The organism is Spirosoma flavum, assembly GCF_042686045.1.
GTDB lineage: Bacteria > Bacteroidota > Bacteroidia > Cytophagales > Spirosomataceae > Spirosoma > Spirosoma flavum.
Genome location: NZ_JBHUOM010000022.1, coordinates 29,737 through 46,062 on the forward strand (window position 1 = coordinate 29,737; position 16,326 = coordinate 46,062).

Annotated in this window: 13 protein-coding genes; 6 read left to right on the forward strand and 7 right to left on the reverse strand. The window is 43.7% G+C overall.

What is annotated here, in order from left to right; all coding sequences use genetic code 11:
• Positions 1–226: 226 nt before the first annotated feature.
• The 5 genes from ACFS25_RS20405 to ACFS25_RS20425 form a co-directional block, all read right to left on the reverse strand.
• Complete coding sequence (locus tag ACFS25_RS20405; RefSeq protein WP_381504714.1) at positions 227–1,948, reverse strand: hypothetical protein; 1,722 nt, start codon at positions 1,946–1,948, stop codon at positions 227–229.
• A complete protein-coding gene (locus tag ACFS25_RS20410) occupies positions 1,917–2,636 on the reverse strand; it encodes a hypothetical protein (RefSeq protein ID WP_381504716.1) in 720 nt (239 codons plus the stop codon). The genes ACFS25_RS20405 and ACFS25_RS20410 overlap by 32 nt, the downstream gene beginning before the upstream one ends.
• Entirely contained in the window at positions 2,633–3,679 is a 1,047-nt protein-coding gene (locus ACFS25_RS20415; RefSeq protein ID WP_381504718.1) for a hypothetical protein, read from the reverse strand. Before ACFS25_RS20415 ends, ACFS25_RS20410 begins: the two co-directional genes overlap by 4 nt.
• A complete protein-coding gene (locus ACFS25_RS20420) occupies positions 3,621–4,931 on the reverse strand; it encodes a reverse transcriptase domain-containing protein (RefSeq protein ID WP_381504720.1) in 1,311 nt (436 codons plus the stop codon). The genes ACFS25_RS20415 and ACFS25_RS20420 overlap by 59 nt, the downstream gene beginning before the upstream one ends.
• Positions 4,932–5,192: 261 nt before the next feature.
• A complete protein-coding gene (locus ACFS25_RS20425; RefSeq protein ID WP_381504721.1) occupies positions 5,193–6,545 on the reverse strand; it encodes an ATP-dependent DNA helicase in 1,353 nt (450 codons plus the stop codon).
• An 84-nt stretch (positions 6,546–6,629) separates the two neighbouring features.
• Between ACFS25_RS20425 and ACFS25_RS20430 the strand changes: the two genes are divergently transcribed.
• Positions 6,630–7,622: a helix-turn-helix transcriptional regulator gene (locus ACFS25_RS20430; RefSeq protein WP_381504723.1), complete on the forward strand. Its 993-nt coding sequence runs from the start codon at positions 6,630–6,632 to the stop codon at positions 7,620–7,622.
• 480 nt (positions 7,623–8,102) lie between these two features.
• On the opposite strand, the gene ACFS25_RS20435 is transcribed toward ACFS25_RS20430, so the two are convergent.
• Entirely contained in the window at positions 8,103–8,984 is an 882-nt protein-coding gene (locus ACFS25_RS20435; RefSeq protein WP_381504725.1) for a hypothetical protein, read from the reverse strand.
• A 552-nt stretch (positions 8,985–9,536) separates the two neighbouring features.
• On the opposite strand from ACFS25_RS20435, the gene ACFS25_RS20440 reads away from it, so the two are divergent.
• From ACFS25_RS20440 to ACFS25_RS20455, 4 genes are all read left to right on the forward strand, one after another.
• Positions 9,537–9,956, forward strand: a complete 420-nt coding sequence (locus ACFS25_RS20440; protein WP_381504728.1) for a hypothetical protein — start codon at positions 9,537–9,539, stop codon at positions 9,954–9,956.
• On the forward strand, positions 9,953–10,870 hold the full coding sequence (locus ACFS25_RS20445; protein ID WP_381504729.1) for an IS3 family transposase: 918 nt from the start codon (positions 9,953–9,955) through the stop codon (positions 10,868–10,870). The genes ACFS25_RS20440 and ACFS25_RS20445 overlap by 4 nt, the downstream gene beginning before the upstream one ends.
• 518 nt (positions 10,871–11,388) lie before the next feature.
• Positions 11,389–12,063, forward strand: coding sequence for an AAA family ATPase (locus ACFS25_RS20450; RefSeq protein ID WP_381504730.1), 675 nt, complete (start codon positions 11,389–11,391; stop codon positions 12,061–12,063).
• Entirely contained in the window at positions 12,020–12,304 is a 285-nt protein-coding gene (locus tag ACFS25_RS20455) for a hypothetical protein (RefSeq protein ID WP_381504731.1), read from the forward strand. Before ACFS25_RS20450 ends, ACFS25_RS20455 begins: the two co-directional genes overlap by 44 nt.
• A 402-nt stretch (positions 12,305–12,706) precedes the next feature.
• On the opposite strand, the gene ACFS25_RS20460 is transcribed toward ACFS25_RS20455, so the two are convergent.
• Positions 12,707–13,789 (reverse strand): replication initiation protein, encoded by a 1,083-nt coding sequence (locus tag ACFS25_RS20460; RefSeq protein ID WP_381504732.1) that lies wholly within the window; start codon positions 13,787–13,789, stop codon positions 12,707–12,709.
• 670 nt (positions 13,790–14,459) lie between these two features.
• Between ACFS25_RS20460 and ACFS25_RS20465 the strand changes: the two genes are divergently transcribed.
• Positions 14,460–15,272: a hypothetical protein gene (locus ACFS25_RS20465; RefSeq protein WP_381504734.1), complete on the forward strand. Its 813-nt coding sequence runs from the start codon at positions 14,460–14,462 to the stop codon at positions 15,270–15,272.
• Positions 15,273–16,326: the final 1,054 nt, after the last annotated feature.

The window sequence follows — 16,326 nt, forward strand, 5'->3', positions numbered from 1 at the left end:
ACTAATTTATGACAAAGAATACACGCTCGCGCTTACATAATTTGTAGAAATCTGTTCTGTACGATTCGGACGATATACCCCAAAGGTTCTTGTCAATGCTTGGGATGATTTGGCAAGTGCAAGTAGATTAATTTATCGTCGTATTTCGACAGAATGCTGCTCAAAATAGTTTGACTCAAGATTTAATGGATGAATTTCTGCACGGGAATGACTAAATTTAGTCCCATCAAGGGTTTGTTAAAAATAATTCTACTAAATTAAGTATTTCAAATAGTTCATTTAATGATACAATCCCTTGACTCCCTCCGTGTCCTGCTTTCTTATTTCTTAAATTATTTAGCCTTCCCCAGTCTTTTAATACATTATCGTCTTTTAAAAATTTATAAGCCAATAAAAACGAAATTTTCGCCAACGATTGTGGGGAAGATGCATCAGTTTTAATTTCAACACCCTTCATAAAATACTTCCAGCCGGATGAATCTTCAACAAGGGTCAATGACCATTTTAGTGACCCGCTAGAATCATCAATCACACGAATAGATCTATTATTTACGTAACATTCTTTCACTGAAATAAACCTAAAATTTTCACTCTGACCAGCATAATCCTCAAGTATCTGATAATAAGTTAAAAAGGTCAAATTTCGATATTGTTCATCAGTACTAATACTTTTCGCCAACTCAAATGCAACTTTTAAAGTAGCTTTTGCTCGACCATAAAGATTTCGAATACTCATGGTTCGTAACGATGTTTGTTCATCAATGAATTTAATACATCGTTGATGTGACTCGTCTAAAAGTCGTAAAAAACTACTCTCCAAGCATCGTTGGCTTTCTTTTTGAAAATTCTTAAAGTTTTCTTCCGAAAAACTTAAGGGAAAACCATATTCAGGCGACTCCTTAATATAATAGCCATCTGCTCCGTAGTCTAATAATGCCTTCAGATTCCATGCTTTGTTGGAGGCAGTAAACATTATAATTTGATTACCTTCATTATCCTTCTTTATGTGGCGCAAAATATCGGTACCTGAAAAAGCGTCAGGTTTTGCCATTGTTTCTTCGTCATTTCCACTCAATCGCAAGTCAATCAGAAATAAGTCTATATCTCCAGCAAGTATTGTGTCTTTTTCGTCCGGGTCAAGGTCATCCCATGTACTTATTTTTCGATTAATAACTTTGAAGTCAACATTGGGGTTTGTCGTTTTGAAAAGGACTCTTAAGGTCTCTTCCCAACCTTTATCTGCCTCATCATCAATCAACATAATCTTTTTACCCTGCGCAGTAACACGCTCCATTTTTTTAGGAAGGTCAATAAGGGTTACTAAAGGTTTTGTTAATTTATCATTATCATAATTCTTCGCAGATATGTACTTAAAATATAACTGCTTTTGAGCTTTTGTTATAAATGAGTTATTTTTCAATGCTCGTGTTCCCGCAACTTTATCGAGAATATAAGCACCCCACTGGTTTGCCAATGAGTGTCGGCCGCCACCTTCTTTAGCATCAGGTTCGGGCTGTAACTGGATAGTGTCCAGAAATTGATTCAATTCATCAACAGGCAACCCAGGCAAGTAATTGATTGACTTTTGAATAGCCTTAACGTCCGGCTGTTCTAGCGAACAACCTTCGGTAACAAGCAAGCGGCCCAAAACACTCTTCTGACGTAGTATAACTGCCAATGAATCAGACGAAACGAACACTATGGGTACTAGGCGTTTTTTATGAAGTTCGATGGTTAATCGAATATGCAAACCTATCTGAAGCGCATCGTAGCCGTTTTCTGCATCGATCAATATTATGAGACTGTCAAACGGCACAGGCCGTAGAGAAGCTAAAACAAAGTCATGCCGTTCTTCATCGTTTGTGAAGCGAGGAAGTTGAATGAATTCACAACTGAGTGAGGTTATATAAGCAGGCTTACTGCTCCCAATCATGTATGTTTTTTCCATATATTGTTAAACTTTCAACGACTGATTGAAGATTTTGAACGAACTTACCTACTGTGATTGGGTTATCTTCCAAGTCGTTAATGAATTCGTTGTATGGCGTATCATTTTTCATAAAGGCATAAAATCGCTCAAACAGCGTTAGTTCGGTTAGGAAACTCAGATCGAATAACTTATTTCGGTCATAGGCAGCTACATCATCAATTATTTGTTTCGCGTACCTACCAGCTTCAACGGCATAGAAGTTTTCGCCGTACACAATTATTCGCAACTCAATTTGGCCTGTTTTTTTGTAATGATTTAAAAATGGGTACAGACGTTCCTGATATAAAAGTGTTTTAGCGATAGCTTTTACATAGTTAGGCTCATTTTCGTAATCATAGCTTATTTCACCTGTCATCTGATTACTAAAAGCCACAAGGGGTATACTTTTTCCGTTATTGGCTATGTCTTCCTTTAAAGTATTTACATTGGTATTAGATTTACTGATGAAGTTTCCGTTTTCATCGCAATCATCGGTAGTTTCGTGAACTAAAAGACAGTCCGCTTCAGCCATGAACGATAAATTCGCATTTGCTGGTAAATGCGAAATCGCAGTTAGATAACCTTCAAAAGCTCCATTATCCACATAATCAATTTTAAATTTACTCTGTCTTATGTCGCCTTTGTTATCATCAAGTAGGTAGATCATCGATAATAAAAAATCAATGTGTGTGTAAAACCAGGCAAATCTCTTTCGTCTAAATCTTCAATTTCTACTTCAACATCATTGCTTATCATTGGTTCTCTTAAGAAGTGAACTCTTGCGGACTGACCAGCCCAGATGGTTTCAATATGCCAATCACAATATCCGAACAGGTTTTTACGAATAGTTCCAAGCTGTCCCCCCTTTTGTTGTCTGTATTTTTCAATTACTTCCTGTAGGGGCTTATTAGAATAAGAGCCATGTTGGCAAATTTTGATGATACGATGGCGATAATTATCAACAGTTTGACGGTCATATTTGATAGATACATGTGGACAATCAGGATATTGTCGAATTTCTTCAAAAATTTCTTCCAAAGCTTTTCTAAGATAATCAGCCTGTGTATAGAAATCGGCATTGTTTAAATCAATATATTCGAGTTTAAAAGGAAAGTTTAATTTTTTGTTTACCGCAGACTCTACAATTTTTTGTAAAGGAGTTGCCCATGATTTAATACGAGTAACTTCCCTAAATGACTGAATTGTTGTAGCAAAATCAGAATTATTCAAAGGGTGGCCATATTGCTCTGACCATGCTAACCATTCTGGAGTAAACCAGCCTTGTTTTATAGTCTGGCCATTAAACCACCATTTTGGCGATTTCTCAAAAGCGAAGTTGCGAATTACCTGGTATAGACTGTCAGGAATTTCATATTTTCTTGTATAATCACTAAAAACATTTTGAGCTTTAAATAAAAAGCTACGGGCATCAAATTTTTGATCTGGCAAATCAAAATCATGAGTCAAAAATTTCAGTTCATCCGGGTCGTTAAACAGTTTCATGAAATCTGCGACATCCTTTGGCTTGTGCATTTTAGAGTGTTTGGCCTTAATACTTTCTTCTTGTCCATTTTCACGATTAGATACAACTAACCCTGCGTCGAAAAGAGCAATTTTCAATGCCTTAACCTCTTCTATATTACCTCTTTGATTAGATAGAGTCCGAATGGCCTTGTCTAATCTCATCTTGAGTGCCTCCTCCTCCGTCATAATTTCCCGCTAGGGCTTCATATTTATTCATCACTTCGGTTGCCTGTGCAATATCGCCTTTTTTGCATAGGTCAATAACTCGCATGAGCATTTCTACCTGACCTTTAGCTATTGATTTAGATATGTCGTCAGGTAACGTTTTGGGATTGCCTGTTTTAGCAACTAAGCCAATGTATAGTTTCTGATACCTCTTGTACAAGTCGTCCTCTACTCCACGTACCATACGCAAATAGAGTAATTTGCCCATCAGCACGTTGGTAAGAATAGGGCGCTTTTTTACTGGAACGTTAAGATAATGCTTTGCCCAATAACAGTCCTGCGCCTTCGTTTCTCCTTGCTTGCTCCACAGGTTCAACAGTAACTTGATTTCACGCCAATATTGGCGTGATACGTTAACGCGTTCGTTTACAATCAGCCCAGTTACTTCCTGTCTGTAACCGCTCTGCTGCAGGCGCGTTTTGGTGGGATTAATTATGAACCCCTGTTCCGTTATGATCCGGTTAAGTTCACGACAAAATTCTCCATTCGAGTTGTACACATTACGGTAAGATGAAAAGGTTAAATCATCTGCATACCGTGTGTATGTTAAGCGGAATCGTTTCGCCAGGCCAGCAAGCCTTCGATCAAGTTGCTTACAAACTACGTTAGTCAAAACTGGCGACGTAGGGGCACCCTGAGGCAAAAAAGAGTGCTTGGGATCATTTATACTAGGTTCGCAGCATAAGTTTGCCATCATAAACGCCAACGGCTCCCGCTCACCAGTTAGGTTAAAGGGAGGGAGGGTTAGGCAGGCTTTCACGCGCCCGAAGCCGATACTCGGAAAGAAGTCTTTCAGGTCAAGGTTGTAGATAAACGGCTTATCAATGTGCGGGCGGGCGTTGTCCACGATACTTTTACCTGGTACAAAACCAGTGGCAGCATGATGGACGTAAGATTCGGCCATAACCTGAAAAGCTACATACAAACACCGCTGGATTGTCTTCAATGCACCAGTAGGTGCATGTAGCGTTCGCACTCCTCCTTTTTTTTTGGGTATAGTAAAGGCTTTATACCGAGCCAGAGGGAGTTTGGTGTTAGCAAAATATGTAATCGTTTGCAGCTTAATCGGCTTTTGCCTGCCTAACTCGGCCCGCTCTCCCTCTGCAAAAATTACAGATTTAATGTAATTCACCAGTAACGATAAGTCATCATTGGTTTGCATAGTATCAAACAAATCCTTGACCTGCTGTTTCTGCTCTGGTTTTAATTGCATAGGTTATAAAAAATCCTGAACTGCCCAATCCCGGTATTCTTCCTGTAAAGGTGTCACCCTATGAATACGTAGGGACAAAGAAGTATAAAAGATGTGTATTAATATTCGTAAGTTTATAAGCCTTACCTATACACATTTAGCCCTTAGCTTGCGCTTGAGCCACACGGCAAAACGCTCGTGCGAAAAATCAATACCGTTTGGGACGGGCAGTTCAGGATGTAAAAGAACGTGTAAAAATTGATATAAGAGTTGCTAACGTTGTTATGCCGAGCAAATCAACCGATTCCTTGCCCGCGTCACTCCAGTGTAGAGGAAGTTTAGGTTATAGTTGCCGTTGGGCGTCCACTTATTTAACAACACCGTGTCGAACTCACTGCCTTGGGCTTTGTGGCCGGTGATGCCGTAACCGTAGCGAAGGCGCATGGCTCCGAGGTACGGGTTCAGGTGGTTCTGCTTGTACTTGCTCTCCCGAAAGGCTTTGTCGGTGCGCATCACTTCAGAATAGAGCGTATTCTCCTGCTCCCGCATCAGTTCGGGCCTTTCGGCCTGCGTGAATTCCAGACAAACTTTGCCAGCTACGCGCTGGGATTGGCCCCGTTCATCGGTAAGTTCAACCATAACCTGCTGAAAATACAGTCCACCGAAGCGTTCGGCTCCGCTGACCAGTTCAACGACCGTGCCGAAATCGCCATTGAACGCGGTGTAGTCGGTACCAACGAAATTCTGGTGAAACACCACTACATCGCCAACCGCCAAGGTGTCGGTCCGGCCCAGCCGCTGCCGCACGGCCGTATTGAACTGAGTTAAAGACTTGTGGAAGGGCGCGATGTAGACAACCGAATCCAGCCGCTGCGGATTGAAGGCCCGCAAATATCCGTCAACAGCTCCTTTAAGGCCCCAGAAGTGTTCGCTCTCGATCTGCCAGCTACGGCCAAACCGCATGGCGTCGCGTAGCGAGGTGGCCGAGCGCAATATGCTGGAGCCTGCGGCCTGGCGTTTGACATCGGTTAATTCCACTACCCGACCGCTCAGGCCGAACTCCTCGCGAAGGTAGCTATCTGACAAGGCTGGTGGGGCTTGACCCGCTTCGTAGCCAATGGGCGGTAACTGATACACATCGCCAATAAGCAACACCTTGCTGCCCTTATTGCCGTTTTTGACATAGTGCAGAAAGTTATACAACAAGCCATGGCTCGCAATAAACTTGTCCTCGTCAGTAGCTCGATCAGAGATCATCGATGATTCGTCTACTATGTATAGCGTTGGCAGGGTATCGTCGTTCATTTTCAGGTATGTTTTCACCCGTCCGTCTTCCAGTGGTTCGATTAGGTAGATCCGGCTATGCAGGGTGCGGGCTTCGCGTTCCGTCTTACGCCCAATGATCCGGGCCGCCCGCGTAGTGGGTGCCGACAGAGAGCAGGGAATCTGTTGCTCGGTCAAGTAGTCGACGACCGCTTTAGCGATTGATGTCTTTCCCGTTCCCGCCGAACCACGCAGTATAAAGAAATCCTCATCGGATTCCATGAACTCTTCGATCTCGAACAGAAACTGAGCCTGCTCGGTAGTGGGATCAAATGGGAGAAGGTCAAAAATCGTAGCGGTAGTTGTCGTCATAGCCTGTTGCCGTTTGTTTCTGATGCAAGGTTAGGTCAGTCAACTACAGTTTTATTTACTTTGAGGAAAATTACAGTGCTATCAATGAAAAAACAGGGTGCGGTCAGCGATCTACGACTAAAACGTATTTTTGAAATCCATAAAGTACTACGAAAGACCCACCGGGGCTGGTCAGCGGAGGAACTGTGTGAGCTATGCAGGGAGGTTGACCCCAGTCTAAATCCTGAAGTGGATAAGAGAACCACGATGAATGATCTCAAATTTCTGCGGGAGGTACTACAGGCTCCTCTACCCGAACGTGCCAATAAGCATCACGGCTACTATTATTCAGAACCGTATTCTATCCTGGAGGGCTTAGACGATTCATACTTAGGTGGCCTGAATGAGGCGTTGGCATTGCTGCGGCAATTATCCAAGTCAAAAGAATTTATTGGCCTGGAAGATTTGCTGCTACGACTAGAACAGCGTATTACACTTACTTCGGCTGATCAGAATGTGGTGATTGAGTTCGACGAAGCGGAGCTGATAGGCCGTGAGCATTTGATTGGGTTGTATCAAGCCACCCAAAAGCGATCCTTCCTGAGAATCACTTACAAGACCTTCCAGGGAGAAGAGCCAATGAGCCGACACATCTTACCGCTACTGCTGAAACAATATAATAATCGTTGGGTGCTGATCGGCTGGGAGAATGGTCGACCTACTCCGCAAAATTTGCCTCTCGACCGGATTAAACGTTTTTATGAGACTGCCGAGGAGTTCGTTTACCCAAAAACGTTCAAAAGCCGAACCTATTTCCAATACCTTCTTGGTACTACTAAAACAGATGAAGAAGCAGTACCCGTAGTGCTGCATTTTAGTCCCGAACGCAGTAAGTACGTAGAAACAAAAATGATTCATCCGACGCAGGAAACAACCCGGCTCCCTGATGGCAGGTTGGAGGTTCGGCTTTTGGTGGAACTAAACCGCGAGCTGGATGCTCGAATCCTAGAGTTTGGCCGGGATGTAACGGTAATTGCCCCTTCACTGTTACGCGAGAGAATCAAAGAAAGCCTGATAGAGGCATTAAGGCAATACTAATTCGTAATCGCAACTACACAAACGTACCAGTTTCGCCTTGACTAATCCCGTTGCAAGCCGTTTTGTAAGCTACCCGTATCTTTTGCCAATGGACAAACCTATATCCCTGAACTAATTGTCTTAATGAGTGGCGGTGGCTACCTAATCGCATAAGCGGATGGCGGTGACCATTAACGCTGAGATCAATCATGCGTTCCTCTCACGCAAAATAATGATATAACGAGGATTTATGTACAATTCTGCAACACTACCCTAAGAATAAAGGGCACAAAAAATCTTTCTTGGCCATAGAGATAGATGGCTGTTTAATCCATTTTTTTAACTAAATATGGAAGTCGAATCTTGATAACGATCAGGCGGTCCAGCAGGGGACAGACAGATTTAAGGCGGAGTTTGGGCAATTCTATTGCCCAAAGGCGAGGCTTTCGCTCCGCACGATGATTTGAACGACCTGTTGTGGGCGCAGCGCACTACAACAAATCAGCTTAGAAAATGAAGCCAATAGTTGATTCTTGCCGGGAGTAAATTTCTATGCTGGCAAACAAAGTCGAATAGATCGTCAGCCGAAAGAACGGTTAAATCGTCTGAATCAGCTTGAACAACGCCATCCGTTGAGAACAGAAACACATGGTCCGCAATCCCGCGAAGTCGATCATCGAGGCCTACTTTCCCTTGCTTCACTTGCGCGATAGACGTTTTCGATGTGAGCGAGTGTTTTAGAATGAACTCGTAGCCGATAGTTGTCTGCTTACAAGAGCTTGGAATTAAGCAGTATCCCTTGATTTTTTGCAGGTAAAGCCCAACGACATCTTCGCAATCATCGGCTCCAATGAATCTAAAGAATGTCGTTTTGTTTACGCTTTCTATGGCCAGACCTGTTCCTAAAAAGTGACCGTCAGCCCCACCCGTGAAAGCCCATTTTGAAAAACTTTCCATCAAAGGGTCGTGGATCGCTTGAAAGGTTTTGGCAGGACGGAAACACGCAATGATTTTTCCAGGTACATTTTCTTCACTACCGATTTTTATCCACTCACATTTGCGTTGATTCGGTATATCCAGTTCGATGTGCAGTGGATCATTTGAGTAAAACCAGTCGCTTTTGATGCAGCCCAAATAATACTTTCCGTTTCGGTCACGCGCCCAGATATATTGCCCTGGAAAAGGATCATAAGCGAAGGGGATCGACGCGACACGAACCCCATATTCTGCCCGTGCTGCCTGTTCGTACTCGCTGGCATTTGTGACATTTGCCGACACGGGCCAGCCTATGCCAGCGACGTGATTCTCTATGCAATAATTCACCACATCATCATGGTTTTTGCCATTTTTTGGTGCGGGCCTAATGTGTAATCGCCAAAGCATTTTATTTGACCTTTCGGCGTTTTGATATCCGTTGAAAATTATTAGCAATACTCTGAGGATCAAGCAGAAATGGCAAAAATTTACGTTGCCACCAGAGAAAGGCCTTCTTCAAACGGGGCAGATTTACATGCAAAGCAACGGCTTTTATAATTAATAGCTGGCCAGACATTGATAATCAGTTTGTTATACAGAAGGTATCACAAAAGTAGACACAAAAATGGCCAATCTATTTAGTTAGATGGAGTGATTTACCTCACCAAAAAGGAATTCCTTTTTGATAAGCTGTCAATAATTGCCTGATAAACAGGCTTAACCAAGAAGTTAGTTTACGGACGAGTAAAATTGCTTCATTGGAATAAGAGCCCTGAGTAGAACAGTTTAAATTTAGAGGATCTGTGAATTCGGCAACAACCGTCCAGAAAAAGTTGTGTAGGTGTTCAAATCGTGAACGATTTAAATGAACGGGTTTATTGAACGCAAAAAGGGTCGTTTCAGCCCCTTTCCTACTACCTGACTTGTCCTGGAAAAAGTTGACCACAAACTGGTTAACTTATGGATCAACTCCGACTATCACCCATGCAACAGCATGAACTCACCATGCGTCAAATGGTGGAGCAAATTCACTTGGGCAAGCTCAACCTGGACCAAGCCGCTGTCCAGTTCAACGTCAACCGCAAGACGGTACGGCATTGGGTAGATAAGGTAGAGAAAGAAGCTGAAACAAATCGAGAAACAAGCTCTGAACTACCCAATCTGCCGCCCATTCGAAACAAAACGGCAGCCCGTCGCTCCCCATTACAGACTGAGGATCAACATGAATTACGAGCCAAGGTTTATGCGCTCGAACAAGAACTAGAAGTGGCTAAATTCAAAGCCTTGTATTATTCGACCCTGGTTAAAGTCGCTGAGCAGGAGTTAGGCGTTGATATCGAAAAAAAGTCCGTTACCAAGCCATCCGATTCATGCTCATGAATAACCCTAATCTGCACATTCGGCAGTTAGAAGGATGGCTTGGTTTTTCACGACAAGCCTACTATCAATATTGGCAACGCCAAGCGGGCCAGACCAATAACGAGCCCGACGTGATTGAACTGGTCAAGACACTGCGTCAGGATCATCCAAAAATGGGTGGGCGAAAGTTACATGACCTGCTCCAAGAGGAAATGACTAAAAAAGGCATCAAGCTGGGACGGGATGCACTTTTTGAGTTGTTGGCAGCTAATGGTCTGTTAATTAGAAGGAGGAGACGGCGAGTAACCACCACCTTCTCTAAACATCGGTTCAGAAAGTATCCCAATTTGATCAAAAAATTGGTCGTTGAAAGACCCAATCAGTTATGGGTCGCGGATATAACGTATTGGTTCACAAACTACGGATGCCTCTATATTTCCTTTGTGACCGACGCTTATTCGAAACGGATCATGGGGTATGAGGTAGCTGAGAGTTTACATGCTGTGCATTCAGTAGCGGCTCTACAGTTAGCCTTGGCACATATCAAGCCCCAGATTGGCCAGATGTTGATTCATCATTCCGACCGAGGGTTACAGTATTGCTGTGCCGACTACATTGCCTTATTAGACTCGTTTAACATTCAGATCAGTATGACCGAGACTGGTGATCCACTAGAGAACGCTATTGCTGAACGGGTCAATGGCATCATCAAGAACGAGTATTTAGGGCATCAATTGGTTTACTCTTTGGCCCAAGCCCGATCGGTACTTGAGCAAGCAGTCTTTTTATATAATTACAAACGGCCCCACTTAAGTTGTGACATGTTAGTGCCTGAGCAAGCCCACCAAAGGGAGGGGAAACTGAAGCGACGATGGAAGAACTACTATTACAAGAGAGAGTTAGAAAACCTTGTGGTCAATGAAAAACCGGACTAACTTAGACTGGTCAATATAAAAGGGGATTAATAACAAAACGGTCAACACTTTCCAGGACGGGTCAACCCAACCACCGTTCATTAAAACGTCCCATTCGTACAGGCTGGTTTGGTCATCATTGGTATTGGGGTAAACGCCACTCTTTCCAGGGTATGACAAGGATTAAACGGGGGGAAGGGCCTTTGTTGCCACGTATCTGATCAGCGTTTAACGGGAAGTCACTGGCATAACAGGCCATATCTAGACCAACGAAACAATGTTGGATTGGGCAGCACCTCGCCTGAAACTGATGCAGCCCAATAATTATTTCAAGCCGGTTGTCAAAGATCAAGACGACCCAAGTTTTTAGATTTCATACAGAAAAGTAATACTGGAAATTATACTAAATATAGTATAATTTCCAGTATTACTTTTCTACTAAATCCAGTCTGTAAAGACATGCAATAATAATACTGGTTTCAGTATTTGTTTCTTAACTGAAACCGATATTAATTGCGCTATCAAATCTCATACATGAAATGGTTATCGTTGTAGGTTCTCAGAAAGGCGGAGTTGGCAAGACAACCATTGCAACCAACCTTGCTGCTTGGCTAGTTAAGAAAGGGTCCGACGTTCTATTAGTCGATGCTGACGATCAGGGTAGCGCCGCCGATTTCACCGCATGGCGCGAGGCTAATCTTGATCAATGCGGCTACACACTAGTTCAGCTTACCGGATCGAATGTCCGCAAACAGATCGAGGCTCTCAAGCCCAAGTATGACCACATTGTTATTGACACGGGTGGGCGAGACACGACTTCGCAACGTGCGGCGATGTTCGTTTGCGACATTTATCTCTCACCGTTCGCACCACGCTCATACGATCTGTGGACAGTCACTAAAGTGGCCACTCTGGTTGATGAGATACAGGCGGGACGAGAGCCATTTGCTGCCTATTCGTTTCTAAGCCGCGCTGACATTAAGAGTGCCGATAACCGCGAAGTGTCACTGGCTTTGCAAGACTATTCGCAGCTCACGTTTTTGCCTTTTCCTATCAGCAACCGTAAAGCGTTCGCCAACTCCGCCAGCAAAGGTCTAGCTGTGTTCGAGATGGAAGAACCCGATAAAAAAGCAGTAGCCGAATTAGATGCACTTTTTAACCACATTATACATGGCAACGTCATTACCACCACCGCGCAAAAAGCAACTGTCTGAAACTGAAATTGAAGCCATTATCAATCGCGGGGGCAACGTTGCCCCTCAGTCTCCTGAACCTGATGATTCAGACAAGCCGAAGTTTTTCAACATTCGGATGACGGTTGGTATATTCGAGCGGATTGATAAACTACGAGCCAAGCGACCACGAAAGCCGGGAAGTCCGAAGTTAGGGGTTTCGACGCATGATTGGATTGTGGAGGCTGTTTTGGCAAAATTGACACAAGAGGAGGAAGGCTGACAGTCTATCAGGTCGTTAATTTGGCCCAATGACGGAGTAAAGCGTAAGAGTGGTGTAATACTTTTACCTAGGATTATAAATGGCTGTATTTAAGCTATTTATGAGCAAACTTTTGGAGCTATCCTAACAGAATAATTCAAAATGTATACTGCCTTTCTGGAAACTCAATAGATAAGCAGATTTTGTGAAATTTAATTGCGTAAACGGCATCATGAAACGTTTATAAGGGTCTGAGATGTGAAATTATTTCATTGTCTATCCGTCTCAGTCCATCGACCGTTATAATTGAATCTTGCTTACAACTACATGATTGTGAGTGAATTGACTGCTCTGTACGAAAGTATTGTACCACTTATACAGTATACCCGCATAGTGGAGAAATCGATACTATGAAGTAAGTAACTACGGTTTGATCTTCTTAACAATACTGCCCAGTATCTCTCCTATTTTCTTTGGGTCCTGATTTCGGGTGCCAGTTGACCGAGCAACTGGTTCTTTGGCATTCAGTTCTTTTGGTATCACTTTGCCAAATCCCAGCGACTGAGCGATATAGGCTGTCGGATTCTTCACTTCCCGCTTCCCGTGATGAATCTCTGTATGGAGACGAATAAACGTTTGCATTAAGGTTGAATCTTCCAGAATCTGACTTTGCTGCTTCTTCGTGAATTTATAATCATGGACTAGATTACGTGCTACAGCAGAAATTTCATGGGGCTGCATCGTTTTCGCGATAGACATATCTATGTCGATATCATCCTCAATAAGGTCTTTGGCTGATTTCACCTCGAAGCGCAACTCAACGACTGCTTTACCTTCTTTACGGGAGGGCGTAAACTCGAAATGCATACCAATCTTTTGCTGCATTTCCTGTTGCGCTACTAGCATGGCCTTGCGTTTGAAATCATAATAGTCATGATCAGGAGGGTAATTTAAAGCAGTACGCAGTTTGCTAACCTCATAGGTAAATATTTTCTGGCCCCGGCCATAAAACATCATAATGATCTCATACATCCGCTGCGCATATACAGACGATAGGGAGAGCATTAATTTCAGGTCATAGCTAGTATATCGTTTTCCAAGTTCAATAAACGAAGGTATAACTGCCGAAAGCATCATTAATTCTAGGTACCGTTTTCCATTATGTTTCAAACTTCTAACTCGTGGAAACGGAACAACGAAATCGAATTCGGGCGATTCAGGATTAGAAAAATCCTGATGCATTATTCGTTTCGTATTTAAAGAACTAGCTGCTGTAGATATTTTGTCGTGATGGTTGTCCGTTAATTCAGCATAAGGAATTAATAGGTTTATATTTTTTCCTTCTTCCCAGGACTTGGCAACATGACGCAGCTGGTTTATAGCCAGAACAACAATTTTCTTTTCCATTTCCGTAAATTCCTGCCTACTTTCGGTAATGACATTGGGCTGGTAATTATTCGGACGAAGCTCGAACGCTATTTGTAGCTGATCAGTTTGACTCTCCATGCAAAGGCTGGGTGGCTGAAAGACGAATTTACTACTAAAAACCGACTTCAAGACAGACAGGTCGGTTTTCTTTTTATTCAGCTCCCCCTAAAAGTCGGTTTTCTCACAAGTATATTTCATCTCGAGAATAGATATAGACACGGTGCGGATAAGAATATTATATATAAGGTCTTCAAAAAGTTGGCACTGAAAGCCTGCATATTAATTTTTCATGCTGCCTGTATATAAATAATACAATTATACTCTAAAAGTTTGCGATAAAAGTGAGAAAACCGACCGGAAAGATATAAAAGTCGGTTTTCTTATTTAAAACTTCCCCCTAAAAGTCGGTTTTCCTCCCCCCAAAAGTCGGTTTTTAGGGACCTAAACTTCCCCCTAAAAGTCGGTTTTCCTCCCCCCAAAAGTCGGTTTTCCTCCCCCCAAAAGTCGGTTTTCTCTTCGTAACCAACTGAAAATATGATTGTTAAAGGATACTAAATCAATCAATCAAAAGAGTTTGTTTGATAAAAGATCAAATTTTGATCACTCAGTATCTTGTTAGTATTGAAGGTAAAAGAATAGAATCAAGAAAATAAATCAGGAGAGATGATACTTTTAATAAAGTGTTTAGAAAAGAAATTGAGTTTCCCTTAAAGGGAAATATATTTGCCTATACTTTTACTATTCAATTATGGAAGAGCCCTTATCACACGCCAAGCGAAAACACTACGATCCCCAAATCTACGCTCGCTTGTTAGATGAACTAACTCAGCTCATGGAAGACGTACCCAAGCTAAGGCCCGATCGCAATGCCTGGGACATTGAGGGCGACTGGGCCGCTACCGGCACGATCTATTTTGTCGATGTGGTTCACCAACCTTTATTTGAAGCCATTCGACACTTTGACTGTCGAACCATTAAACTAGTCAACCTCGATCGACCCGCTGTACGCATTACCTTTTACCGCAAGCACCGCTATTGGCTCCTAAAAGACAAGGATTTACCCATACTCCAGAAGACCGAACAGATTCAAGCCCACATAGATGAGTTGACCGCTAAGGCCCAGCTGCTGGAAGCAAAACTCAATAACATGTTGCCCCAAAAACTAGCCGAGGCCAGAGGGCAAATCGAGCGCTACGGGCAACAGATCAAGACCTGGAATCAGATTATGACCAATCCCGGCCAGTACGAGATCGCCATCTCCAATTACAGCCGACAGCACTTCTATGTGACTATCAACTACAAGTACCGACTGCCGTCGGGTGAGTTTACCAATGAACAGGAACACTTGCTCAATACCCAGCGCGATCGGGCAGGCAACATTACCCAGGTCCGCTATAATATCGTCTTCATTGATCCCCTGGACATGCTTCGGGACCATCCCTATCAGAATCGCGAAGTCGAAGGCTATCTGAATAAGTTCCCCATTCAATCTGACCTGGGGCGACAAACCATTTATGCCCGTAGGCGACCTGAACCAACCGCCTTAAAGGCATTTGACTAAAGGAGTACGGGGCAACTGGTGGCGAATCGGTGGGGCCCGCCACGGCCTCGCCCTGGCGCATCACCCGGGCCCCTACCGGACGATTCGGAAAATCTACCCAACCTAGGCGCTCAATCGGTAAAAACCCAGCCAACGGGCTGATTGGCCAGAAAACGGCGGTCAACGCCCACAACAGGGGCTTAGACCCCCTACAGGGGTCATTCAACGCGCTACCAAGAGGAATTTCGTCAACCTAAGGTGTCATACACCCGTGTACTACACCCGGGTGTATGACACCCCCCTGTATGACACCCGGGTGTAGTACACGGGTGTCATACAGGCTTACAGGCATTTAAGGGCATATTACAGGGGGTATGACATCCGGGTACTATATCAGCGATGACCTCTTGGGTAAGCTAGGCCAGCGGCCCCACTCATCGGCCAACTACCCAGACCTAGGCCACGGACTAGCGGTGACCGAGACTAAAAGCGATCACTTGACCCGCCCTCGCGGTTGCCCAACCCTAAACGCTCATCACTTCTCAGCATGCCTGCGGGTGGTGATACGCCTAAACAAGTAGGGTCTTGACAAACCCAGGCCTGTTCTGATCCTTTTGTTCAAACAGGCCTTTTTGTCTGCTTGAACAAAAGGATCAGAACAGGCAACTACCCCTACTCGTACGCATGACTGTCTAGTAAGAGCGAACACCAGAAGGCTGTTGGCGGCTAAATTGACAAGGGCTGAGGTCGAACTTCCGAGCCAGGACGGGCCGTTTGCCGGTATACCCCATGGATTTCCTACGGCCTTGGGATTATAGCCTTTATCGGTTGGCAGACTCTCATACGCATCGCGAGTAACGACGTCGTGCCAGCACGCTGCTTTCGGAAAGGGTCGCCGATAATGCCAATAGGTTTCTTCGCTTAGGCAGGCGACGATCAGGACATCTTGGTCCCATCCTTCAACCCCTTGTTGACTGGCCATGACCCGCTCTTGATTAGGAGTAAAGTACGGATTGTATTACACTGAAATAGCTTGACACTAACCGTGTAAAGTTATGAAGGTGAGTGGGTTTAT

Excerpts from the sequence above, each read along its gene's own strand:
- ACFS25_RS20445 (WP_381504729.1), top strand. The coding sequence starts at position 9,953 with ATGAATAACCCTAATCTGCACATTCGGCAGTTAGAAGGATGGCTTGGT.
- ACFS25_RS20450 (WP_381504730.1), top strand. The coding sequence starts at position 11,389 with ATGGTTATCGTTGTAGGTTCTCAGAAAGGCGGAGTTGGCAAGACAACC.
- ACFS25_RS20465 (WP_381504734.1), top strand. The coding sequence starts at position 14,460 with ATGGAAGAGCCCTTATCACACGCCAAGCGAAAACACTACGATCCCCAA.
- ACFS25_RS20430 (WP_381504723.1), top strand. The coding sequence starts at position 6,630 with ATGAAAAAACAGGGTGCGGTCAGCGATCTACGACTAAAACGTATTTTT.
- ACFS25_RS20410 (WP_381504716.1), bottom strand. The coding sequence starts at position 2,636 with ATGATCTACCTACTTGATGATAACAAAGGCGACATAAGACAGAGTAAA.
- ACFS25_RS20405 (WP_381504714.1), bottom strand. The coding sequence starts at position 1,948 with ATGGAAAAAACATACATGATTGGGAGCAGTAAGCCTGCTTATATAACC.
- ACFS25_RS20435 (WP_381504725.1), bottom strand. The coding sequence starts at position 8,984 with ATGCTTTGGCGATTACACATTAGGCCCGCACCAAAAAATGGCAAAAAC.
- ACFS25_RS20420 (WP_381504720.1), bottom strand. The coding sequence starts at position 4,931 with ATGCAATTAAAACCAGAGCAGAAACAGCAGGTCAAGGATTTGTTTGAT.
- ACFS25_RS20415 (WP_381504718.1), bottom strand. The coding sequence starts at position 3,679 with ATGACGGAGGAGGAGGCACTCAAGATGAGATTAGACAAGGCCATTCGG.
- ACFS25_RS20425 (WP_381504721.1), bottom strand. The coding sequence starts at position 6,545 with ATGACGACAACTACCGCTACGATTTTTGACCTTCTCCCATTTGATCCC.
- ACFS25_RS20460 (WP_381504732.1), bottom strand. The coding sequence starts at position 13,789 with ATGGAGAGTCAAACTGATCAGCTACAAATAGCGTTCGAGCTTCGTCCG.
- ACFS25_RS20455 (WP_381504731.1), top strand. The coding sequence starts at position 12,020 with ATGGCAACGTCATTACCACCACCGCGCAAAAAGCAACTGTCTGAAACT.
- ACFS25_RS20440 (WP_381504728.1), top strand. The coding sequence starts at position 9,537 with ATGGATCAACTCCGACTATCACCCATGCAACAGCATGAACTCACCATG.